18 protein-coding genes and 4 tRNA genes are annotated in these 22,540 nt (G+C 69.6%); 11 read left to right on the top strand and 11 right to left on the bottom strand.

Going from position 1 to position 22,540, the window contains the following annotated elements:
* The first annotated feature begins 113 nt into the window (after positions 1-113).
* The 3 genes from ACWF7A_RS42900 to ACWF7A_RS42890 are packed head-to-tail and all read left to right on the top strand — an operon-like array spanning position 114 to position 2,186.
* A complete protein-coding gene (locus ACWF7A_RS42900; protein WP_452256210.1) occupies positions 114-1,034 on the top strand; it encodes a DMT family transporter in 921 nt (306 codons plus the stop codon).
* Positions 1,031-1,879 (top strand): bifunctional methylenetetrahydrofolate dehydrogenase/methenyltetrahydrofolate cyclohydrolase, encoded by an 849-nt coding sequence (locus ACWF7A_RS42895; protein ID WP_452256209.1) that lies wholly within the window; start codon positions 1,031-1,033, stop codon positions 1,877-1,879. The genes ACWF7A_RS42900 and ACWF7A_RS42895 overlap by 4 nt, the downstream gene beginning before the upstream one ends.
* A gap of 13 nt (positions 1,880-1,892) precedes the next feature.
* The gene (locus tag ACWF7A_RS42890) at positions 1,893-2,186 is read left to right on the top strand and encodes a DUF3017 domain-containing protein (RefSeq protein WP_452256242.1); all 294 of its coding nucleotides are present in this window, start codon (positions 1,893-1,895) and stop codon (positions 2,184-2,186) included.
* On the opposite strand, the gene ACWF7A_RS42885 is transcribed toward ACWF7A_RS42890, so the two are convergent.
* Positions 2,176-2,745, bottom strand: coding sequence for a TetR/AcrR family transcriptional regulator (locus ACWF7A_RS42885; RefSeq protein ID WP_452256208.1), 570 nt, complete (start codon positions 2,743-2,745; stop codon positions 2,176-2,178). The genes ACWF7A_RS42890 and ACWF7A_RS42885 overlap by 11 nt on opposite strands.
* 75 nt (positions 2,746-2,820) lie before the next feature.
* Between ACWF7A_RS42885 and ACWF7A_RS42880 the strand changes: the two genes are divergently transcribed.
* The 5 genes from ACWF7A_RS42880 to ACWF7A_RS42860 all read left to right on the top strand — a co-directional run bounded on the left by ACWF7A_RS42880 (position 2,821) and on the right by ACWF7A_RS42860 (position 4,101).
* The gene (locus ACWF7A_RS42880; RefSeq protein WP_452256207.1) at positions 2,821-3,384 is read left to right on the top strand and encodes a dihydrofolate reductase family protein; all 564 of its coding nucleotides are present in this window, start codon (positions 2,821-2,823) and stop codon (positions 3,382-3,384) included.
* Positions 3,385-3,647: 263 nt separating this feature from the next.
* A tRNA-Arg gene (locus ACWF7A_RS42875) sits at positions 3,648-3,719 on the top strand.
* Positions 3,720-3,837: 118 nt separating this feature from the next.
* A tRNA-Ser gene (locus tag ACWF7A_RS42870) sits at positions 3,838-3,922 on the top strand.
* 8 nt (positions 3,923-3,930) lie between these two features.
* A tRNA-Ser gene (locus tag ACWF7A_RS42865) sits at positions 3,931-4,019 on the top strand.
* Between the two features lie 10 nt (positions 4,020-4,029).
* Positions 4,030-4,101, top strand: a tRNA-Asn gene (locus ACWF7A_RS42860).
* 1 nt (position 4,102) lies between these two features.
* On the opposite strand, the gene ACWF7A_RS42855 is transcribed toward ACWF7A_RS42860, so the two are convergent.
* The 3 genes from ACWF7A_RS42855 to ACWF7A_RS42845 are packed head-to-tail and all read right to left on the bottom strand — an operon-like array spanning position 4,103 to position 9,720.
* Positions 4,103-7,390 (bottom strand): error-prone DNA polymerase, encoded by a 3,288-nt coding sequence (locus ACWF7A_RS42855; protein ID WP_452256206.1) that lies wholly within the window; start codon positions 7,388-7,390, stop codon positions 4,103-4,105.
* Positions 7,391-7,450: 60 nt separating this feature from the next.
* Entirely contained in the window at positions 7,451-8,953 is a 1,503-nt protein-coding gene (locus ACWF7A_RS42850) for a DNA polymerase Y family protein (protein ID WP_452256205.1), read from the bottom strand.
* Positions 8,950-9,720 carry a hypothetical protein gene (locus ACWF7A_RS42845; protein WP_452256204.1) on the bottom strand — a complete coding sequence of 257 codons (771 nt, stop codon included), beginning with the start codon at positions 9,718-9,720 and terminating at the stop codon, positions 8,950-8,952. The genes ACWF7A_RS42850 and ACWF7A_RS42845 overlap by 4 nt, the downstream gene beginning before the upstream one ends.
* 231 nt (positions 9,721-9,951) lie before the next feature.
* On the opposite strand from ACWF7A_RS42845, the gene ACWF7A_RS42840 reads away from it, so the two are divergent.
* The gene (locus ACWF7A_RS42840) at positions 9,952-10,236 is read left to right on the top strand and encodes a hypothetical protein (protein ID WP_452256203.1); all 285 of its coding nucleotides are present in this window, start codon (positions 9,952-9,954) and stop codon (positions 10,234-10,236) included.
* A gap of 51 nt (positions 10,237-10,287) precedes the next feature.
* On the opposite strand, the gene purH is transcribed toward ACWF7A_RS42840, so the two are convergent.
* The 7 genes from purH to ACWF7A_RS42805 form a co-directional block, all read right to left on the bottom strand.
* Positions 10,288-11,859 (bottom strand): bifunctional phosphoribosylaminoimidazolecarboxamide formyltransferase/IMP cyclohydrolase, encoded by a 1,572-nt coding sequence (gene purH / locus ACWF7A_RS42835; RefSeq protein ID WP_452256202.1) that lies wholly within the window; start codon positions 11,857-11,859, stop codon positions 10,288-10,290.
* On the bottom strand, positions 11,856-12,473 hold the full coding sequence (gene purN / locus ACWF7A_RS42830) for a phosphoribosylglycinamide formyltransferase (RefSeq protein ID WP_452256241.1): 618 nt from the start codon (positions 12,471-12,473) through the stop codon (positions 11,856-11,858). The genes purH and purN overlap by 4 nt, the downstream gene beginning before the upstream one ends.
* A gap of 45 nt (positions 12,474-12,518) precedes the next feature.
* Positions 12,519-14,060, bottom strand: a complete 1,542-nt coding sequence (locus tag ACWF7A_RS42825; RefSeq protein WP_452256201.1) for a cell division protein PerM — start codon at positions 14,058-14,060, stop codon at positions 12,519-12,521.
* 118 nt (positions 14,061-14,178) lie between these two features.
* Positions 14,179-14,922 (bottom strand): DUF5336 domain-containing protein, encoded by a 744-nt coding sequence (locus ACWF7A_RS42820; RefSeq protein WP_452256200.1) that lies wholly within the window; start codon positions 14,920-14,922, stop codon positions 14,179-14,181.
* A gap of 175 nt (positions 14,923-15,097) precedes the next feature.
* Positions 15,098-15,985, bottom strand: coding sequence for a succinate--CoA ligase subunit alpha (gene sucD / locus ACWF7A_RS42815; RefSeq protein ID WP_452256199.1), 888 nt, complete (start codon positions 15,983-15,985; stop codon positions 15,098-15,100).
* Between the two features lie 5 nt (positions 15,986-15,990).
* On the bottom strand, positions 15,991-17,157 hold the full coding sequence (gene sucC / locus ACWF7A_RS42810; protein ID WP_089915033.1) for an ADP-forming succinate--CoA ligase subunit beta: 1,167 nt from the start codon (positions 17,155-17,157) through the stop codon (positions 15,991-15,993).
* Positions 17,158-17,369: 212 nt separating this feature from the next.
* Positions 17,370-19,049: a hypothetical protein gene (locus tag ACWF7A_RS42805; RefSeq protein WP_452256198.1), complete on the bottom strand. Its 1,680-nt coding sequence runs from the start codon at positions 19,047-19,049 to the stop codon at positions 17,370-17,372.
* Between the two features lie 124 nt (positions 19,050-19,173).
* Here ACWF7A_RS42805 and ACWF7A_RS42800 point away from each other — a divergent pair, with 124 nt between their 5' ends.
* Both ACWF7A_RS42800 and ACWF7A_RS42795 read left to right on the top strand, forming a co-directional pair.
* Entirely contained in the window at positions 19,174-20,154 is a 981-nt protein-coding gene (locus ACWF7A_RS42800) for an esterase/lipase family protein (protein WP_452256197.1), read from the top strand.
* A 281-nt stretch (positions 20,155-20,435) separates the two neighbouring features.
* Positions 20,436-21,152, top strand: a complete 717-nt coding sequence (locus ACWF7A_RS42795; protein WP_452256196.1) for a M23 family metallopeptidase — start codon at positions 20,436-20,438, stop codon at positions 21,150-21,152.
* Positions 21,153-22,540: the final 1,388 nt, after the last annotated feature.

Raw genomic sequence — 22,540 nt, 5'->3', positions numbered from 1 at the left:
CGGATCGCACACGTCCCCCGCCACTGCGCCGAACGGTGGAGGCCCGACCATAACGCGGTGGACGTGCAAGGTTAAAGCTGATCAAGAACACTTTTGGTCTGTCTGGAGGCGATGTGACGCGGTCCGCGCAGGTGACCGGCGGTCTGCTGGCGGCGGCGGGCGGAGTGGCCATCGCGGTCCAGGCCCGGGTCAACGGATCGCTCGCGCAGGAGCTCGGCAACGGCCTGCTCGCGGCGTTGATCTCCTTCGCCGGCGGGTGGTTCGTGCTGCTCGCGGTCGTCCTGACGCGACGGTCCGGACGGGACGGCCTGCTGCGGCTGCGGGACGCGCTGAGGCACCGCCGCATCCGCTGGTGGGAATGCGTCGGCGGCATCAGCGGCGCGGTGCTCGTGGGCTCGCAGGGGCTCGCGGTCGCGACCATCGGTGTGGCGGTGTTCACGGTCGCGGTCGTGATCGGGCAGGTCGTGAGCAGCATGGTCATGGACAACCTCGGGGTCGGGCCCGGCGAGTCGAAGCCGATTACGAAGACACGTGTCGTCGGCGCGGCCGTCGGTGTTATCGCCGTCACGGTCGCGGTGTCGCACCAGTTCACGTCGCCGGGCGCGTTGTGGCTCGCGGTGCTGCCGCTGGTCGCGGGCCTGCTGATGGGCTGGCAGCAGGCGGTGAACGGGCTGGTGCGCGAGGCCGCGGCCAACTCGATGGCGACGATCCTGGTGAACTTCAGCGTGGGCACGGTCGCGTTGACGCTGGTCAACGCCGTGGCGTGGAACGGTGTGCCCGGCGCTTTCCCGTCCGCCTGGTGGCTGTACCTCGGCGGGTTGCTGGGCATCGTCGGTGTCGGTGGCGCGATCACGTCGGTGCGGTTCATCGGCGTGTTGATGGTCGGGCTGTGCGGCGTGTCCGGGCAGCTCATCGGTGCCGTGCTGCTCGACGCGGTGAGCGGGCACCTGGCGTTGCCGACGGCGATCGGCGTGGCGCTCACGCTGGTGTCGGTGGGCGTCGCCGCGCTGCCCAGTGGGAGGATGAAGGCGTGACTGCGACGCTGCTCAACGGCAACGAAACCCGGAACGCGCTGTTCGAGGACCTGAAGGCGCGGGTCGCCGCGCTGCCCGGTTCCGTGGGCCTGGCCACCGTGCTGGTCGGCGACGACCCCGGCTCGCACTCCTACGTCAAGGGCAAGCACCGCGCGTGCGAGAAGGTCGGCATCAAGTCGATCCGGCGCGACCTGCCCGAGTCGACCACGCAGGAGGAGCTCGAGGCCGTCATCGACGAGCTGAACGCGAACCCCGAGGTCACCGCGTACATCGTCCAGCTGCCGCTGCCCAAGCACCTCAACGCGAACGCGATCCTGGCGCGCATCGACCCGGCCAAGGACGGCGACGGCCTGCACCCGGTCAACCTCGGCAAGCTCGTGCTCGGCGAGGAGGCCCCGCTGCCCGCGACGCCGCGCGGCATCGTGGAGCTGCTGCGCCGCTACGACGTGCCGATCTCGGGCGCGAACGTCACCGTCATCGGCCGCGGCGTCACCGTGGGCCGCCCGATCGGCCTGCTGCTGACCCGTCGCACCGAGAACGCCACCGTGACGCTGTGCCACACCGGCACGAAGGACCTGGCGGCGGAGGTGCGGCGCGCGGACATCGTGATCGCCGGCGCTGGCAGCCCGGGCCTGATCACCGCTGACATGGTCAAGCCGGGCGCGGCCGTGGTCGACGTCGGCATCACCCGCACCGAGGCCGGTCTCGTCGGCGACGTGGCCCCCGAGGTCCGCGAGGTCGCCGGCTGGCTCGCCCCGATCCCCGGTGGCTCCGGCCCGATGACCGTCGCGATGCTGCTGACCAACACCGTCGAAGCCGCCGAGCGCGCCCATGAAGCGGTCTGACGCCGAGGCGCTCATGCCGGAACAGCGCTGGCGCTCGGGCCCCGCGAAGCACCTGCCGTTCGCGCTGGTGCTGGGGATCGGCGTGCTCGGGCTGGTGCGGACCTTCCAGTACCACTGGCGGCAGGGCGCCGTGCTGCTCGGCGTGGCGCTGCTGGTCGCGGCGGTGCTGCGGATCCTCGTGACCGACGAGCAGGCCGGTCTGATCAAGATCCGCGGCCGCGGCATGGACGCGTTCCTGTACTCGACGCTGGGCGTCGTGGTGATCGCCGTCGCCCTGACGATCACCGGCGGCCCGCTCAGCCGATAGCGCGGTCCACCATGACCTCGACGAGCTCGTCGAGGTCCATGGGCGCGACCACGTCCGGCAGCGTCAGCCGTTCGTAGATCAACCCCGTCATCGCGAAGTACAGCGAGACGACGGTCATGCGGTCGCCCGGCAGCTTCGAGTCCTCGTTGAACGCGACGTTGGCCTCGATGTTGTCGGCGATCGTCTTAGTGAGCGCCCGCCGGATCTCCGGCCTGCGCGTGGCCTCCAGCCTCAGCTCCATCATCGCGAGGTAGCAGGCCTTGTCGGCGTCCGCCCGCTTGATGATGTCGTGCATGAACTTGACCGTGAGCTGCCGGTCACGCGGGCGCGACAGCGACTCCGCCACCGACTCGTCCGACGGCATGAGCCGGGCGTGCACGCGCGTCATGACCTCCGACATCAGCTCGTCGCGGTTCGCGAAGTAGTTCGACGCGGTACCCGCGGGTGTCGCGGCCTTCGCGTCGATCGCGCGGTAGGTCAGCCCCCGCGCGCCTTCCTGCGCCAGGACGTCGATCGCCGCGTCCAACAGAGCAGTTCGCCGTGCCTCGTTCCGGACCACGATGCCTCCTTGACAACCACTACAGACATAGTACTACAGTTGTCGTGGTTGAACGAGATCCCAGGGGGTTCAGTGATGCGAAAGCTCGTCTACTACGTGGCAGTGACGCTCGACGGATTCATCGCGGCCGAGGACGGGACCTTCGACGGGTTCGTCTACGAGGGCGACCACATGGCCGGCATCAACGAGCACTACCCGGAGACGCTGCCGACCCAGATCCGCGAGCCGTTCGGCCTGACGGACGCGCCGAACCAGCACTTCGACACGGTGCTGATGGGCCGCAACACCTACCAGGTGCCCGGCGGCCTGGCCTCGCCGTACGCGCACCTGCGCCAGTTCGTCGTGTCGACGAAGGTCACCGGCACGCCGTCCGACGTCGAGGTGATCCGCGAGGACGTCGTCGGCCGCGTGCGCGCCCTGAAGGCGGAGGACGGCCTCGACATCTGGCTGTGCGGCGGCGGCAAGCTGGCCGCCGAGCTGCTGCCCGAGATCGACCGGCTGCTGTTGAAGATCCACCCCGTGGTGTTCGGGCGCGGCATCCCGTTGTTCGACGGGAAAGCCGACATCAGGAAGTTCCAGCGCACCGATGCGCGACTGTTCGAGAGCGGAGTTTCGTTCATGACTTACGACCGCTTTTAGAAAAATGATTGACGGGCGCCTCTTGCGCCCGCAATACTCATGTCACACACCAAGCCGAAGGGGACAGTCATGACGAGCCAGGAGATGCGAGGCAGCAGCTTCCGCAGCGCTGTCGCGTGCCTGCACTCATCGCGGCGTCCCGGCTCCTCGCGACCGTTTTCGCAGGTGAGCTCCTTGTAGTGGCATGAGCATCGAAGCCACACAGGGAGCCGCCCATCGGGAAACCGATCAGGGCGGTTCTCTTTGTTTGTTGTGCAATTCTTGCCCTTGTAGCTCAATGGAGAGAGTGCGGCGCTACGAACGCCGAGATTCAGGTTCGACTCCTGGCAGGGGTACTTCCGGGTGCGAGGGAGACGGCAACCCACCTCATTTGGGATGAGGACACACCGCGTTCGACTCGCGGGCATCCGACGGAAAGGCGCCTTTCAGGGCGCACCGGTATCGCAGGGCAAGGGAGGGCTGGCCGAGTGGTAAGGCACCGGATTGCTAATCCGAGGTCCAGCTGTGTCTGGCGCGCGTTCGATCCGCGCGCCCTCCGCGTCCTGGGGAGGATTGGCCGAGCCCGGTAAGGCAGCTGTCTCGAAAACAGTGGTCAGCGCGCGAGCGCTGCGCAGGTTCGAATCCTGCATCCTCCGCTCCACCGTGTCCTCTGAAGTGCTGATGGCAGCACGCCCGACTGTTACGCGGGAGGACCAGGTTCGAATCCTGGCAGGGGAACTCAGCGGAAGTCCCGTGACTTCGACGGGATCCGCAGGTCCAGGTGTTGCAACCGGTCCGCCAGCAGGCTGACCACGCCCTCGGCCGACTCGACCACGCCCCGCACGAGCATCGCGCCGCTCCCCCGAGCCACCCTCCGGTACCGCGCCCACAACCCCGGCGAGCACACGACGTTCACCATCCCCGTCTCGTCCTCGATGTTGAGGAACGTGACCCCGCCCGCCGTCGCCGGCCGTTGCCGATGGGTCACCGCGCCGCCGATCAGCACGCGTGTACCGGGTTCGACGGACGCGAGCGACTCCACCGGCAGTGCGCCCATCGAGTCCAAAGTGGACCGGACGAACTGGGTCGGGAAGCTGTCCGGGGACAGGCCCGTGGCCCAGACGTCCGCGACGGCCAGTTCCACGTCGTCCATGCCCGGCAACGCCGGGGCGTCGACGCCGACGACGGTGCCGGGCAGGCGATCGGGGCGGATGGCGGCCACGGCGCCTGCCGCCCAGAGTGCCTCGCGACGTTCCAGGCCGAAGCAGGAGAACGCGCCTGCGGTGGCCAGCGCCTCCACCTGTGCTGCGGTGAGCTGCACTCGGGTGCCGAAGTCCTCCATGTCTCGGAACGGTTGTGCCGCAACGATTCGCTCGGCGTCCGCGTCGCCGATGCCGCGGACGGCGGAGAGGCCGAGGCGGACGGCCTGCGCGCCCTCATGCGGTTCCAGGCCTGCCCAGGGCAGGGAACGGTTCACGCACGGGCCGTGTGCCGTCACGCCGTGGCGGCGGGCGTCGATCACCAGCGACTGCGGCGAGTAGAAGCCCATCGGCTGGGCCCTGAGCAGGGCCGCGCAGAACGCCGCCGGGTAGTAGAGCTTGAACCACGCGCTCACGAACACCAGGTGCGCGAACGACAGGGCATGGCTTTCGGGGAAGCCGAAGTTGGCGAACGCCAGCAGCTTCGCGTAGATGCGGCCGGCCAGGTCCTCGTTGATGCCCTGGGCTGCGCAGCCCTCGTAGAAGCGGTCGCGGAGGCGTTCCATCCGGGCGGTCGAGCGTTTGGCGCCCATCGCGCGGCGCAGTTCGTCGGCCTCGGCGGCGGTGAAGCCGGCCACGTCGACCGCGATCTGCATGAGCTGTTCCTGGAACAACGGCACGCCGTACGTCTTGCGAAGGGCGTTCTCCAGCAACGGGTGGTCGTAGTCCCACTTCTCGACCCCGTTGCGGCGCCGGATGTACGGGTGCACCGAGCCGCCCTGGATCGGGCCCGGCCTGATCAGCGCGACCTCGACGACCAGGTCGTAGAAGGTGCGCGGTTTGAGGCGCGGCAGCGTCGCCATCTGCGCGCGGCTCTCCACCTGGAAGACGCCGACGGAGTCGGCTTTCTGCAGCATCTCGTAGACGGCGGGGTCGGCCAGGTCGATCTTGCCCATGTCGACCTCGACGCCCTCGTGGTCGCGGACCAGGTCGATGGCGTAGTGCAGCGCGGAGAGCATGCCGAGGCCGAGCAGGTCGAACTTCACCAGGCCGATGGACGCGCAGTCGTCCTTGTCCCACTGCAGGACCGTGCGCTTGTCCATGCGCGCCTTCTCGACCGGGCACACCTCGCTGACGGCGCGGTCGCAGATCACCATGCCGCCGGAGTGGATGCCGAGGTGGCGCGGGAAGTTCTCCAGCTGCGCGGACAGTTCCAGCACGTCACGCGGGATGTCGCAGTCGTCCGTGGTGGTGCCGAGCGGGCCCCACCTGTCTATCTGCTTGCTCCACGCGTCCTGCTGGCCCGGCGAGTGCCCCAAAGCGCGGGCCATGTCGCGCACCGCGGAACGGGCGCGGTAGGTGATGACGTTCGCGACCTGCGCCGCGTGCCGGCGCCCGTACTTGGAGTAGACGTGCTGGATGACCTCCTCGCGCCGGTCGGACTCGATGTCGACGTCGATGTCGGGAGGGCCGTCGCGGGCGGGGGCGAGGAACCGTTCGAAGAGCAGGTCGAACCGGACCGCGTCGACGTTGGTGATGCCGAGCGCGAAGCACACCGCGGAGTTCGCCGCGCTCCCCCTGCCCTGGCAGAGGATGTCGTTGCGCTTGCAGAAGTCCACGATGTCGTGCACGACGAGGAAGTAGCCGGGGAAGCCGAGCTGTTCGATGATCCTCAGCTCGTGCTCGATCTGCCCGAACGCCTTCTCGTCGCCGTCGGGGTACCGGCGCCGGGCACCTTCGAAGGTGAGCTGACGCAGCCACGTGATCTCGGTGTGGCCGTCCGGCACGTCGAACGGCGGCAGCTTCGGCGCGACCAGCCGCAGGTCGAACGCCAGCTGCATGCCGAGCAACGCGGCGTTGTGCACGGCACCGGGGAAACGGCGGAAGCGGTGGAACATCTCCTCACCGCTGCGCAGGAACGCGGCGGGTGACGGCGGCAGCCAACCGGCCATGTCGTCGAGGCTGCTTCGCGCGCGCACGGCGGCCATCGCGGCGGCGAGCCTGCCCCGGCTCGGGGTCGCGTAGTGCGCGGCATTCGTTGCCACGACCGGGAGTTGCAGCTTCTGCGCCATCGCGTTGAGGATGTCGTTGCGCCGGCTGTCCTCGGGCAGGCCGTGATCGGTCAGCTCGACGTGGACACGCCCCTTGCCGAACAGGTCGGTGAGCCTGACGATCTCCTCGAACGCCGCCTCGGGGCCTTCTCTGACCAGCGCCCTGCGCACGGTTCCCTTGCGGCAGCCCGTGAGCACGACGACGTCACCCTTGGTGTCGGCGATGATCTGGTCGATGTCGTAGACGGGTTTGCCCTTCTCGGCACCCTCCTCCAGGTGTCCGGTGGTGAGCGTGCGGCACAGCGCGTGATAGCCCTCCTGCTGGCGTGCGAGGAGAAGCAGGTGGTCGCCCTCGGGATCCGGTTCACCGTTGGCGGGCCTGCTCAGTCCGATGCTCAGCTCGGCGCCGAACACCGTGTGCATGCCCAGCTCCTTGGCCGCCTCGGCGAACCGCACCACGCCGTACATGCCGTCGTGGTCGGTGATCGCGATGGCGTCGAGTTTGAGCCGTTGCGCCTCCTCGACCAGTTCCTCGGGGTGGCTCGCGCCGTCGAGCCAGCTGAAGTTGGAGTGGCAGTGCAGCTCCGCGTACGGGACGCGCTTGCGGGTGGCCGCCATCTCGTCCGCGCGCAGCTGGAACCCCGGCGGAGCGGTGTACCGGTCGCGGTGTCTTCCCCACCCCGGACCGTCACCGCCGTCGGGCTTCTGCTCGTGGGGCTTGCCGGACAGAGCCCGTTCCAGGTCCCTCCAGCGGACCGGCGGGTTATTCCAGCCCATCGATCTCCCTGCGCGGCAACGGAATCAGAGTCTCCAGCAGATCCCAGTAGTCGTCCTGCATCAGTCGTACACCCCTTCCAGAAACCACCTCTGGTCCCTGCGGATCAGCAGGAACGCCTGGTCGTCCGTCTGCACCTGGATGCGCGCGGCCCGGTGCGGATCCGGTGCCCACCACCGCTCGTCGACCGGGAACGGCCCGGCCCACGCGGTGACCTCGCGCGTTCTTCCTTTGACGATCAGCTTTTTCGGCCGTGCGGTGAGTTCGAGCCGGCCGGTCACGCCGACCTCGCCGCCCGTCTCGTCCTTCAGCTCCGCCGGGTCGTCGGCGAGCGTCGCGGGTGCTCTGCTGAGCCGGCCGGGCCACGGGTGGTCCGGGTTCCTCGACGGAACCCGTTCGTCACCCCACGGCACGAGCCTGACCTGCTCCCTCGGCCCCCTGCCGCCGTCGATGACGCCGGTGAGCACGCCGTCCGGGCCGAGCAGGCCCTGCACGTGCAGCAACGCCCGCACCGCGCGTTCGTCGTCGTGGCCCCACAACCCCAGCTGCAGCGCGGTGCCGTCGACGACCTCGACCGGTTCGAGGGTGAGCGTGCGGATGCCGGAGGTGAGGCGTTCGCGGGTGAGCCAGCCGTCGAGCTGCCAGCGCACGCGGTCCGCGATTCCCCGTGGTGTCAACGGTTCCGCGGCCCGCCACACCCGGTGCAGCTCCTCGCCGGTCTCGGTGCGCGCGTGGATGCCGAGCCGCGTGCACGCGAGGCTGCGGGCCGCGAGGTTCTCGTGCAGCCGTTCCGAGAGGAGCTTCGCGGCGAACGCGGCCGCGTCGATCCGCTCGACCGGTTCGTCGAAGGTCTCGGTGACCGCCAGCTCGGGTGCGGGCCTGCGCTTGTCGAGCGGACGTTCCGGCAACCCGCGCGCGAGCCGGTGCTGCCGCGTCGCCGGCCCGCCGAACCTGGTCGCCACCGCGTTCTCCGGCACGTCCGCGAACGCGCCGAGCGTCTTCAGCCCGAGCCTCCTGAGCAGGTCGACCAGTTCGGGCGCGTCGAGTTCGTGCACCCCCAACGGCCTGAGGAACTCCGCGGTCCGGTCCTGCGGCACGATCACGTTGCGGTGCGCGGCTTTCGTGGCCGCGAACAGGCTGTCGGCCAGACCCACCTGGGCTTCCGTGCCGGTGCGGGAGGCGATGTGGTCGACGATCCGTTCGGCGGCCTGCTCCGCTGACTTGAAGTACCCCACCGGGCCCTGCGCCGGCACCGCGACCAGCCCCGGCTGCACGACCTCGATGCCGGGCGCGAGCTCCTCGACGGCCTCCGCCACCGGCTCGAAGAACCGGGCGTCGCGCTGCGGGTCGTGCTCGAAGGTGATCAGCTCGGGGCACATGGCCTCGGCCGCGCGCCTGCGCATCGCCCGGCGGATGCCCTCGGCCCGCGCCACGGCCGAGGTGGACACGATCTCGTTGCCGTCGACGACCGCCACCGGCACGTGCGGCGCGGTGCCGGTGGCGGTGCAGGCGGCGATGACGGGCCAGTCGGGGCACCAGACCGCGATCAGACGGGTGTCCTTCACGTGGCGGAACCCTTGCGCGCGAGCCTGACCAGGCGTTCGATTGCTTCCGCCCGCCTGGTGGCCAGTTCGTCGGACCGCTCCGGACCGGCATCAGCCGGCTCGTCGGAACGGGCCGGTCCACCGGCCACCAGGGGGAGCTCGATCTCTTCCTCGCCGAACGTCAGCAGCACCTGCCTGGCGCGCCCGGCCGAGCCGCGGCCGCCGCTGCGCACGCTGATCTGCTGACGCCGCAACGTTTCCGCGCCGTCGTCCAGGGCGTTCCAGCCAACGGACTCCGCCGTCAGCTCGACGTCGGCCGAGGGCCACGAGCCGAAGGCGATGAGCACCGCACGACGTTGACGAGCGCGGGCCGTGAGGCGACGCGCGAGGGAAGGAGGTAGTGGGCAGGCGACGGCGACCAGGTCGACGCCGTCCAGCAGGGCCGCGATCACCGGGCCGGGGTCGGAGCCGGGGTGCGGAACGAGCGCCAGCCGCTGCACGGCGACACCCAGTTCGGCAGCGGCCAGCACTCCGAGCTGCGGCAGGCCGACCACGGCCGCCCAACAGCCGTCCGCGGTCGCCCCTGCCAGCAGGGCGAGCAGCAACGATGTCGATCCGCCCACCGACACCGTGCTGCCACGCCGCAAGCCGCCCCACGGGAGCAGGCCCGCCAGTTCCCCGCGAACCGGCAGGACCCGCCCCGTGGCGTGGTCGGTGGTGGTGCTGGTCAGCTCGCTGGCCGGGTTCACCCCGAGCGCGGCCAACGACGCCGTTGCCGACCTGGACACTCCACCCACCTCCCTTCACGGACCGTGCGCACCCCTGTGCACGGCCGCCGAGGGAAGTTCGGCGACTTGCTTATTCGAACTCTTGTTCGAACGAACGAGATGATCGTAGCGCGTGCACACACCCCTGTGTCAACGCCAGACCGTCACCCTTTTGGTGGACACGGCCACACGTGTCCGGATGGTCGTCCGCAGCGACCCGATGAGCACCGCGAACTGGGGAAACAGTGAATCGTGACCGGACTCGTGGTCCACCTGAACGTGAACAAGGGCGGCAGCAGCAAGCGCGCCGACAAGCTGCCCTCGCTGTGCGGGAACGCGTCCGAGGCCGTGGTGGTCCTCGTGGAGACGAAGTCGGCGTTCACCGAGATGCCGCTCATCGTGCGCAAGGGCGAGATGGTCGTCGAGGGCGACCACTCGGGCTGGGACGCGGGCCTGTTCGCCACCACGAAGCCCGATCTCGCGGAGCTCGAAGCCGCCGCGAAGGGCGTCGCCGAGAAGATGATCGGCGAGCTCTGACGAAAAGGGCCGCTCCCCCGACGGAAGCGGCCCCTCTCCCAGCAACGAGCGTCAGTGCGCGAAGTGACGCGTGCCCGTCAGGTACAGCGTGATGCCCGCCTGCTCGGCCTTCGCGATGACCTCCGGGTCGCGCACCGAACCACCGGGCTGCACGACCGCGCGCACGCCGGCCTCCAGCAGCACCTCCAGGCCGTCCGGGAACGGGAAGAACGCGTCCGAGGCACCGACTGCGCCCTTGGCCCGCTCACCGGCGCGCTTCACCGCGAGGATCGACGAGTCGACCCGGTTGACCTGGCCCATGCCGACGCCGACGGTCGCGCCGTCGTTCGCCAGCAGGATCGCGTTCGACTTCACCGCGCGGATGGCGCGCCACGCGAACTCGAGGTCCGCCAGCGTCTTCTCGTCCGCGGGCGTGCCGCACGCGAGGGTCCAGTTCTTCGGCGAGTCGCCGGCGGCGTCGATGGCGTCGCGCTGCTGCAGCAGCAGGCCACCGGACACCGGACGCATCTCCGCGCCGCCGCGGGCGGGGGCGTTGGCCACGAGGATGCGCACGTTCTTCTTGCGCTGCAACACCTCGATGGCACCGTCCTCGTAGGACGGGGCGATGACGACCTCGGTGAAGATCTCCGAGACGAACTCGGCCATCTCCACGGTGACCTCGCGGTTCGCCGCGATGATGCCGCCGAACGCGCTGACCGGGTCGCACTCGTGCGCCTTGCGGTGCGCGTCCGCGATGCTCAGCTCGGACACCGCGATGCCGCACGGGTTGGCGTGCTTGATGATCGCGACGCAGGGCAGCTCGTGGTCCCACGCGGCACGCCACGCGGCGTCACCGTCGAGGTAGTTGTTGTACGACATCTCCTTGCCGTGCAACTGCGTCGCCGACGCGAGGCCCGTGCGGCCGTCGCCCTGCGTGTAGATCGCGGCGCTCTGGTGCGGGTTCTCGCCGTAGCGCAGGACGTTCGACCGGTTCCAGGTCGCGCCGACCCAGCCCGGGAAGCCGCTGCCCTCGTCGTCCGGCGCCAGCACGTTGCCCATCCACGACGCGACGGCCACGTCGTAGGACGCGGTGTGGCGGAACGCGTCCACGGCCAGGTGCTGGCGGTCGGTCATGGTGAAGCCGCCCTCGCGGACGTTCTCCAGCACCCAGTCGTAGCGGGCCGGGTCGACGACGACCGCGACGTTGGCGTGGTTCTTCGCCGACGCGCGGACCATCGCGGGGCCGCCGATGTCGATCTGCTCGACGCAGTCGTCCTGCGAGGCACCCGACGCGACGGTCTGCGTGAACGGGTACAGGTTCACGACCAGCAGGTCGAACGCCGCGATGTCCATCTCGCGCAGCTGCTGGACGTGCGAGTCCTTGCGCAGGTCGGCCAGCAGACCGGCGTGCACGCGCGGGTGCAGCGTCTTCACGCGGCCGTCGAGGCACTCGGGGAACCCGGTGACCTGCTCGACCTTCGTCACGGGGACACCCGCGTCGGCCAGCACCTTCGCGGTGCCGCCGGTGGACACGATCTCGACTCCGGCCGCGTGCAGGCCGGTGGCCAGTTCCAGCAGGCCGGCCTTGTCGGAGACCCCGATCAGGGCCCGGCGGACCGGTCGCCTCTCGGCAGGAGTGCTCACGGAATGCTCACCTTTCGTCCGTTCACGGTGCAGCCCTCGCGGGCGAGCCGGCCGACTGTCTCGACGAGCAGCCGGCGTTCGACGACCTTGATGCGTTCGTGCAGGGTGTCCTCGGTGTCGCCGGGTTCGACGACCACGGCCTCCTGCGCGAGGATCGGCCCCGTGTCGACCCCCGCGTCGACCAGGTGCACCGTCGATCCGGTGACGTGCACGCCGTAGGCCAGGGCGTCGCGCACGGCGTGCGCGCCGGGGAAGGACGGCAGCAGCGCGGGGTGGGTGTTGATCATCCGGCCACCGAAGCGGGCGAGGAACCTCTCGCCGATGATCTTCATGAAGCCGGCGGACACGACCAGGTCGGGCTCGTACGACGCGACCGCCTCGGTCAGCGCCGCGTCCCAGGCCGTGCGGTCGGGGTGGTCGCGCAGCTTGACGGCGAAGTGGGGCACCCCGGCGCGTTCGGCGCGCTTGAGGCCCTCGATGTTCTCGCGGTCGGCGCCGACCGCGACGACCTCGATCGGGAGGTCGGCGTCCAGCAGGGCCTGCATGAGGGTTCCGGAACCGGAGACGAGTACGACGACGCGCGCCGGTGTGGGAAGCCGAAGTTCGGTGCTCAGCGTCTACTCCTGGTCGTTGCAGCAGCTCAGGAGCAGCCTATGACGTCACCGTCCCGGCTTGCCGTCCAGGTCCTCCTCGGCCTCCATGCCGAGCATCTCGTCGAACTCCGCTTCGAGGTCCTCTTCGTCCCCGGGGTCTTCCTCGGGGTCTTCGGCGGCCTCGGGTTCGGCGTCGTCTTCCTCTTCGTCCTCAACGTCTTCGACGTCTTCGGGCTCTTCGCCGTCGTACTCGTCCTCGTCGTAGTAGTCGTCGTCCTCGAGATCTTCATCGACCTCGAACTCGTCCGAGTCCACTACTTCGAGCTGCTCGAACTGGTCGGTGAGCTCGTCGTCCTCGAACACCACGTCCGGGTCGTCGGCGGCGTCCTCGTCGTAGTCCGGCTCGACGAACTCGGAGGCACCCGCCGCCGCCACCGCGGCCTTCCCGCGGTGGCCGGCGAGCCAGGCCACCAGCGCGCCCGGCACCAGCACCCACAGCGCCACGGCCAGTGCGAGCAGGCCCGCTGGGATCGTCACGGGGTCGAACGCGCCACCAGCCAGCCGTCCCCCGGCCGTCGCGGCGAGCACGAGGCTGCCGACGCCCGCCGTCACCGCGGCGACCAGGACCGCGCGGAACCGCGAGGTCGGCCGGTCGGACACCTTGCGGCAGGTCCAGCCGACGACCAGGCCGAGCACCAGACCACCCACCAGCACGGCGGGGCTCCACCCGAACTCGCTCTCCGGCATGGCCGCCAGCAGCGGCACCGGGGGCACCTGACCGCCGACGAACTTCAACGGCGTGACCTCGACGCCGCCCAGGGAGAACCCGGCGCCCGCGACGTACGAGAAGCCCGCGATGATCGCGTTCGGCAGGTAGGCGAGGCACAGCAGGAACACGCCGAGGCCGACGCCGAACGACGCCCCGGCGCCCGCGAAGAGCTCGCTGGTGCGCGGCCACGAGGCGGCAAGACCGGCCGCCACCGCGAGTGCGCCGACGCTGACCAGCGCGAACAACGCCATGAACCCGGCGCGCAGTCCGTGCAGCGCCACCGGGTCGAGCTTGTCGAAGACCACCTCGTACAGGCCGCATCGGCGGGCGACGCCGAGCGTGGCAGCGAGACCGGAGACCGCGGCACAGCCGAAGAACGCGACAGCCGGTGTGGCGCGCACGACACCGTCGCCCATCACCAGCGCGATCGCCCCGCCGACGACGGCGTGCGATCCGGCGATGCTGAGCACGACACCGCGGACCTGCAGCGGTTCGTAGAGACCGAGGCGGTCGGCGGTGCCCGCGGCGGTGCGGCCGATCAGCAGCATCAGCAACGCGGTGGGCAGCAGCGGCAGCACGCCGAGCTGGCCCGATTCGAAGCGCAACGGCACGTGGTGGGCCGCCAGCCAGGCGGGCGCGGCCGCGCTGAGCACGCCCGACGTGGAGAAGTCCGCGTACGTGGCGGTCGCGGAGACCAGCGCGAGGACCGCGGCGACCGCGGCGTATCCGACGACCACCGAACCGACCGCGGCGGCGACGAGCACCCGCGTGCGTTCGGACCGCGAGAACTCCGGTGGGCGCACGGTGTTGACCTCGCGGGTCACATCGCGTTGCAGCACGGGCACTTCTCCACTGTGTCAGGCCGGCTGGGCCATTCGAGGCAGGCACGCCGGGTCATACGACAGGGGTGGTGCCGGAGAACCGGCACCACCCCTGAGGTCGAACGGTGAGCGGACCCTACTGCTGCGGTCCGCCGAAGCCGCCGGGCGGCGTGCCCGGCGAGCCGAACTGGCCCGGCTGCGGCATGAAGCTGGTCTGCTGCGGCGGCTGACCCGGCTGCGCGGGCTGCTGCGGCTGCTGGCCGAACTGCTGCTGCTGGCCGAACGACGGCTGCTGCGGGGCCTGCTGACCCTGCTGCGGGAACGCGCCGGACTGCGGGGCCTGCTGACCCTGCTGGCCCTGCTGCGGGAACGCACCGGACTGCGGGTTCCAGCCACCCGGCTGGCCCTGCTGCTGCTGCGGCTGGCCCGCGTACGGGTTCGCCGGCTTCGGCTCGAACTTCACGATGCCCTCGGCCAGCAGGAACGCGAGCACGACCGCGGCCGTCTCGAGCAACGCGACGATGAGCAGGACGATGTCGAGGCCCTGCACGGACGGCGACTTGATGACGCCCTGCAGCTGCAGCAGCGTCTGCACGGCCGCCAGGACCGCCGCGACCGGCACGAAGCCCTTCGGGGTGCTCGGGAGCACCGAGAGGCCGGCGAGCAGGCCCGCGGCGAGCAGGTAGACCACGTTGCCGCTGCTGACGTCGTCCGCGAACGCGACGAGGTACGCCACCAGGCCGAGACCCGCCGCGACCAGCGGGAGGATCAGGGCCAGGTTGATGTTGTTGGCGCCGGGGGCCCCGTGGGCCGGCGGCGGTGCCTGGTGCTGTGCCGGACCCGGCGGCTGCTGTTGGGGTGCGCCGTAAGGCACGGACATGTCGAGGTCTCCTCCTCAAACCAGGGTGCGTCGATTGACGCTAGCAGTGCTCTGCCACCCGCCACTAAGACGTTGGGCCGATCATGCCGGTTCCGCCATACGAGCGAGGACCGGACTCCGAAAGTACTCGGAATCCGGTCCTCGCGTTGCTCTACGTGCCTGAAACGTCAGACTTTCAGAGCGCCTTCATGATCTCGCGCATCAGGTCGGCCGTCTCGGACGGCGTCTTGCCGACCTTGACGCCGGCGGCCTCGAGGGCCTCCTTCTTCGCCTGAGCGGTGCCCGCCGAGCCCGAGACGATGGCGCCGGCGTGGCCCATGGTCTTGCCCTCGGGAGCGGTGAAGCCCGCGACGTAGCCGACGACCGGCTTGGTCACGTTGTCCTTGATGTACGCGGCCGCGCGCTCCTCGGCGTCGCCGCCGATCTCACCGATCATCACGATCGCGACGGTCTCGTCGTCGGCCTGGAAGGCCTCGAGGGCGTCGATGTGCGTGGTGCCGATGATCGGGTCGCCACCGATGCCGATCGCGGTGGAGAAACCGAAGTCCCGCAGCTCGTGCATCATCTGGTAGGTCAGCGTGCCCGACTTCGACACGAGGCCGATCTTGCCGCTGCCCGCGATGTTCGCGGGGATGATGCCGGCGTTCGACTTGCCGGGGCTGATGATGCCGGGGCAGTTCGGGCCGATGATGCGGGTCTTGTTGCCCGTCGCGACGGCGTGCGCCCAGAAGTAGGCGGTGTCGTGCACCGGGATGCCCTCGGTGATGACGACGGCCAGCTCGATCTCGGCGTCGATCGCCTCGACCACGGCGGCCTTCGAGAAGGCCGGCGGGACGAAGATCACGGTCACGTTCGCGCCGGTGGCCTCCATGGCCTCCTTGACGGTGCCGAAGACCGGGAGGACGGTGCCGTCGAAGTCGACCTTCTCGCCCGCCTTGCGCGGGTTCACGCCACCGACGATGTTCGTGCCGGACGCGAGCATGCGCTTGGTGTGCTTGGTGCCTTCGGCACCGGTCATGCCCTGGACGATGACCTTGCTGTTCTCGTTGAGGAAGATAGCCATCTGACTCAGACCCCCGCAGCCGCGAGCTCGGCGGCCTTGGCGGCCGCGTTGTCCATCGTGTCGACAACGGTCACCAGCGGGTGGTTGGCCTCGGCGAGGATCGCGCGGCCCTCCTCCACGTTGTTGCCGTCCAGGCGGACGACGAGCGGCTTGGTGGCCGAGTCGCCGAGGATCTCCAGCGCCTTCACGATGCCGTTGGCGACGGCGTCGCACGCGGTGATGCCACCGAAGACGTTGACGAAGACCGAGCGGACGGCCTCGTCGCCGAGGATGACGTCCAGGCCGTTGGCCATGACCTCGGCGGACGCGCCGCCACCGATGTCGAGGAAGTTCGCGGGCTTCACGCCGTACTGCTCACCGGCGTACGCGACGACGTCCAGCGTCGACATGACCAGACCGGCACCGTTTCCGATGATGCCGACCTCGCCGTCGAGCTTGACGTAGTTGAGGCCCTTCTCCTTGGCCTTGGCCTCGAGGGGGTTCTCGGCCGCCTTGTCGACCAGCTCGGCGTGGGCCGGGTGGCGGAAGTCGGCGTTCTCGTCGAGCGTGACCTTGCCGTCGAGCGCGACGATCTTGCCCTGCGGGTCGCGGACCAGCGGGTTGACCTCGACCAGCGTGGCGTCCTCGGAGACGAAGGTCTCCCAGAGCTTCACGATGGTGTCGACGACCTGGTCCTTGACCTCGGCCGGGAAGTTCGCGGCGTCCGCGATCTCCGTGGCCTTGGCCACGTCGACACCCTTGATGGCGTCGATGGCGATCTTCGCGAGGGCCTCGGGCTTGGTCGCGGCGACCTCTTCGATGTCCATGCCGCCCTCGACACTCGCCATGGCGAGGAAGGTGCGGTTGGCGCGGTCGAGGAGGAAGGAGAAGTAGTACTCCTCCGCGATGTCGGAGGCGGGCGTCACCAGCACGCGGTGAACGATGTGCCCCTTGATGTCGAGGCCGAGGATGGCGGTCGCCTTCTCCTCGGTCTCCTCCGGGGTGGAAGCGAGCTTCACACCACCGGCCTTGCCGCGGCCGCCGGTCTTGACCTGGGCCTTGACGACGACGGCCTGGCCGAACTTCGCGGCGATGGCCTTGGCGTCGGCGGGGTTGGTGGCCACATCGCCCGGCAGTACCGGGACGCCGTGGGCGGCGAAGAGGTCCTTCGCCTGGTATTCGTACAGGTCCACTCGGGTCTCCTGCGACGTCGGTGTCGGAACACAACACCGCGCCTGGGTGGTCCTCAAGGGGCCAAGCGAACCCACTTGACGCGGCTGGGCCCAGACACTATCGACCTGCGGGTACCGCTCGCACGTCACCACCGGTGAGGTCGGTCTCAACGGCGGTGAGGTCGATCACGCACACGCGCGCGATATAAGGAAAAGCGCGTGCGAGTCACGTTTCAGCGGGTCGAACGAGCACCCATCAAGCCGGCCGCGAGCAGAAGAGCCGCGAGCGACGCCAGCGCGAGCCACGTGCCGGGAGCGGCCACCGCGCCCTCGACACGACCGCCCGTGAGCGGCAGTTCGAGCACCCGCACGCCGAGCAGCAGCGCGAGACCCGCGAGGGTCGCGGCACCGCGAGCGGGCCTCGACCTGTTCACCAGCGCGAGGGTGACGATCAGCACGATGAGGGAGATCAGCAGCGTCGTGAACACCGCGGGATCGGTGTCGGGGAGCAGCGTCGGTGACGTGTACCCGTCGGCGCGCATGGTCGGCAGGACGAAGGCGCCGATCGCGAAGAGCCCCGCGAGCAGCACGGCGCCCAGTTCGGCCACCGGCATCTGCTCGCGCTCGAACTCGCCCGCGTTCTCCCGCTCGATCGCGGCCGCGAGGCCCGAGCAGACCAGTGCCAGCAGACCGAGCGGCAGTTCGACGACCATCAGCCAGAAGCCCGCGCCGGGCTGCGCGACCCCCACCTGACTCGCCGCCAGGACCGACTCGGTGGTGCCCGCCGCGGCGAGTTGCATGGCGAAAAAGCCGCCCACCAGTGCCGGACGCACCACCGCGGCGGTGGACGGCACGAACAGGAGGAGTCCGATCGCGCCGAACGCGAGTCCGGCCGCCCACAGCAGGTTCACGGTCGCCAGGTCGGGCGCCGCGCCGCCGGTGGTGAGCGTGAGCTGCGGGAGGAGCGCGCCGACGAGCATCGACACGGCGGCGGCGACGGCGAAGGCGCCGGTGATGACGTGCATGCGCCGCAGCGACGGCAGTGCGGGGTCACGCGTCTCGTCACGCCCGCCGCCCAGCACTCGCAGGGCGCGGCCGAGGTGAGGTGCGCCGAGCAGCGCGATCGCGCAGACCAGCGCCGTCACCGGACCCGAACTGATGCCGAGGCCCGGCGCGAGGGTGCCGGCCGCGAGCCACGGCACCACGACGGCGAGCAGCGCCAGCGTCACGCCGATCGTGCCGCCCTGGCGGGTGTCCGGGTCGGGCGAGGTGGCCGAGAGGGCGGTGGCGAGCGGGACCGCGAGGGCGATCAGCAGGCCGCCGGTCAGGCCCAGCACGGGCAGGTCCCACGGACCCCGGTCGAGCTGGAAAGGGTCGGTGGAGACGAACGGCTTGCCCAGCAGCCCGATCCCCGCCAGCGCGGCGATCACCACCGGGACGCCCACGAAGGTCGGGGGCTCGGACTCGTCCGCGGGCATTCCGGCGCGGCCGGACGCGAACGCTCCACCGGCGATCACCAGCAGGTGCCCCGCGACCAGCAGCCACACGCCCGCCGTGGGCGTGACCGCGAGCAGGGTGGTCGGCCGGAACAGCTCGGGGCGCGCCACGTCCATCGGCTCCAGGGCGACCAGCAGGTCGCTCAGCAGCCGGCCGACCGCGAAGACGCCGACCGCGGCCAGCAGTCCCGCCGCCACGAACGGGCGGCCGCGCATCAGCAGCACACCCGAGACGACCGGCGGCAACAGCGCCAGCAGGGCGAGGAGCGGCCACGACGTGAAGGCGGGGTCCGCGCCGTCGACCACGCCGAGCAGCGGGCCGAGGGTCAGCAGGACGGATCCCGCCGCGGCGAGGGCCCACGACGTGCGGATCCGGGCGGCCGCGGGGGTCTGGTTCTCGAGCTCGGTGCGAGTCATCGCGGGCGAACCTAGCAATAGAGGTGTGTGGTCGCGTGTGCCTATCAAGACGAAATTCGTTCGCATGTGGAAAACAGTCGCCGGGTACTCCTAGCCCGTGACTTCATCACTTACCGTCGCTCATATGAGCGACAACGTCCGGTCGTGGATCACGCGTCTGACAGACGCGGCCCTCGACCGTGCGGGGTGGGGTGTCCACACGGCCCGTGACGTCGCGGAGGAAGTGAAGGTCGCGCTGCGGGCGATGGCCACGCCCGGCGGCGTGCGCGGGGTCGCGATGGAAGCGGCCTGGCTGACGGCCCACGCGGTGCTCTACCCGTGGGGCGCGATCACCGAGCAGCTGCGGCCGGAAGGCCAGTACCGGCACTACCGCACCGACGGCCTGCCCCCGCGCCAGCGCGGCCTGATGGTTTCGGCGATGGACGCGGCGGGCACCCCGATCGTGTTGGTGCATGGCATCGGGGACAACCGTTCCGCCTTCGCGGTGCTGTCGGGGGCGCTGCGAAGGCGGGGCTTCGGCGTAGTACACGCCATCAACTACAGCGTGCTCACCGCATTGACCGGCGACGTCCGGCGCTCCGCCGCGCTGCTGGGCGCGCACATCGAGCGGATCTGTGAACAGACCGGATCCGATCAGGTGCACGTCGTCGGCCATTCGCTCGGCGGGCTCATTGCCAGGTATTACGTACAACGGCTGCACGGCGACTCACGCGTTCGCTCACTCGTTACCTTGGGGACGCCGCACAGCGGCACCCTCGCCGCCTATCTGCTGCCGACTCCGCTGACCAAGCAGCTGCGGCCCGGCTCCGAGCTGCTCTCGGAGCTCGCCGAGCCCTGCCGCCCGTGCCGCACGCGTTTCGTCGTGGTCTGGTCGGAGATGGACCAGGTCATAGTGCCTCAGCGCAACGCCCGGCTGGAGCACTCGTCATTACTCGTCGAAGAGCACCAGATACGTGATTCAGGTCACCTTTCTTTGCCGGTTGACACGAGGACTCTTCACGTAGTTGTGACGGCCATCACCCGATCGGATGACTTGTCAACTCACCCCATCGCCGCTGGCGGAGAGGCGTGTCGGGCGCCCGGAGTGACCGACGGTCACAGTTGACAGTTGAAACCCGCTGGTCGCCGCCCATTGGAAGGACATAACGAACTGGGGTTTGCCCTCCGAGGCTCCCCGCCGTTACTGTCCCCCGGTCCGTTGTCACGGTCTGATCACAGAAGGACACCGAGTCAGAACCCCGAATCCTGACTCACCGGGAATCCCCCGCCCGGCGGTCCACCCGATCAGGCTCCCCGAAGGCGGAAGGGCAAGCTTTGAGTCACCACCGCTCCCCCGGCGGCCATGAACGCAGTGCTGCGCTTGAAGAGGCAGTCGACCGCGCATCCGTGCGTCCGGTCAGCTCGCACAGGCTCCCCCCACCCCCGTCGGCGCTTCGCGGACGCATCGTCGTCGCCGCCGTCGCAGTAGGCGCGTTCGCCGCGGCAGGCGCAGGCCAGATCGGCCAGGCCGCCGCGGACGACAGCAAGGACGTCCAGCTCGCGAACCACGCCGACGGCGCCGCGACGTTCGACGGCATGGGTGGCGACACCGCCTCCGCCCCGCAGATCCTCGCGGTCTCCAAGACCACGTCCGAGGGCTCCGCCGAGGCCGCCAAGCTCCTGCGCAGCCAGCAGCTCACCACCGAGCGCGAGGCCGTCGAGGCCGAGAAGAAGCGCCCGAAGTTCGTCCGCCCCGCCGCCGGCGAGTTCACCTCCGGTTACGGCGGCCGCTGGGGCACCATGCACCTCGGCATCGACATCGCCGGCCCCATCGGCACCCCGATCGTCTCCGCCGCTGACGGCGTGATCCTCGAGGCCGGACCTGCTTCCGGGTTCGGGCTCTGGGTCCGGGTCAAGCACGACGACGGCACCATCACCGTGTACGGCCACATGGACACGATCGGTGTCCGCGAGGGCCAGGTCGTCAAGGCCGGTCAGCAGATCGCCCGCATGGGCAACCGCGGGTTCTCCACCGGACCGCACCTGCACTTCGAGGTGTGGAACCCGGATGGCCAGAAGATCAACCCGTTGACCTGGCTGAACGCTCGCGGTGTGACTGTCTGATCCTGGCTTCGGCCTGGGTCTGTTGATCGGTCGGTGGATCAGTCGGCGGATCGGCCTGTGGAGCGGTCGCTTGTTCGGGAGTAGCTGAACTACGGCTCAGTAGCTTTCTGACGGGTTTTTGGCGCTTGGCCGCCTCTGGGTGTTCGGATCGGTGTTCAGAGCGCCTCAGGGGGCCCTTGCGGCCCAGGAGCCTCTAGTGTCGCTCTAGTTCCGGACTAGCTCTGGGGCTGGCTCTGACCAGTTCCGGGCTGGCGAAGTACTTGGCCGCCACTCGCCAGACCGAGCACATGTGTCTGCGCCAGCGTGGGCCGCAGGCTTTGCAGGCCCCGCTCTCCGTTGGTTCGTGGTGGCGCAGCAGGGTGCGCCAGGACTCGACCAGGATGTGGGTTTCCGGGGATTCCAGCTGGCTGAGGATTGCGAACACACGTTCGTGCAGGGCGCCGGCCAGTACGTGATCCACTGTGAGCTCTCCCGCTGGGGTTGTTGCCTCATGCGGTTGATGATGCTCCGGGGGTCTGACAATTTTTGGACGCTGGTGGGCTGACCTGCGTCGATCTTGCTCGGCCGGGCTTGCTGTGCTCGCCTCCGGCAGGCCGTGACCGGCCATTGCCTTGCCGCCGCTGGACGTTGCCTTGGTGGCGCTGGCCCATCCAGGTCCTCTGACGACTGTCGCTAGAAGACAGTGCAAGCCTTGATGGACAGTGCGGCCGGACCGCTCTCCCGTTCGGTCCGGCCGCACCTCGCCGCGAAGATAGGCCCCCGCCGTCCCTTCGCTCCCCTTTTGTCCGCAGGCTGCTCGTTGTGCCTTGGACCGCCCCGAACGTTCCCCGGCTGTGCTGCTTGCGACACCCACATAGACGCACTTGTGGGGCTGCCGTTGCGCTGGTTTTCGGGGATTTTGTGGATTTCTTTGGCGGGTGGGGTTTGTGCTGGTCAGGGAGGTGGGGGTGGTCCGGTTTGGGTGGGGATGGGGGGTGTGGGGTTGGGCCGGATGGTGGGTCTTGGGCGTTCCGTAAGTCTTCTTGGGCGCGCCTCGGTTGCCGTCTCCCTGTTGCGTTGGCGAGTGCCTGTTTGTTGTCCGTAGGTGGGCCGGTTGCGTTGGCGTCCTCGCGCTGATTCCTGGAGCTCCGCCCCAGACCCCGCCAATCTGATCAAAAGCCGGGCCGGCGCCGTTCGCGGGTAGATGGCACGCCTGGTGCTTTGGGCGGCTTGCTGTTGCCTTGGTTGGTTGCGGTGGTGGGGTGGCTTCGTCACGAGCCGCGCCAGGAGCGGGCCACATGCCTGTGGGGGTGTCAACTCGACGAAGAGCGTGTCGGGGTGTGAACCCCCCCCCCCAGCACCCAAACCACAGTGGCGTATAAAAAAAAAAAACGGCCCCCCCAAAGGGG

The organism is Lentzea sp. NPDC055074 (assembly GCF_053608005.1).
The sequence above is the reverse complement of the archived record's forward strand: the minus strand, read 5'-3'. Positions and strand labels throughout refer to the sequence as shown.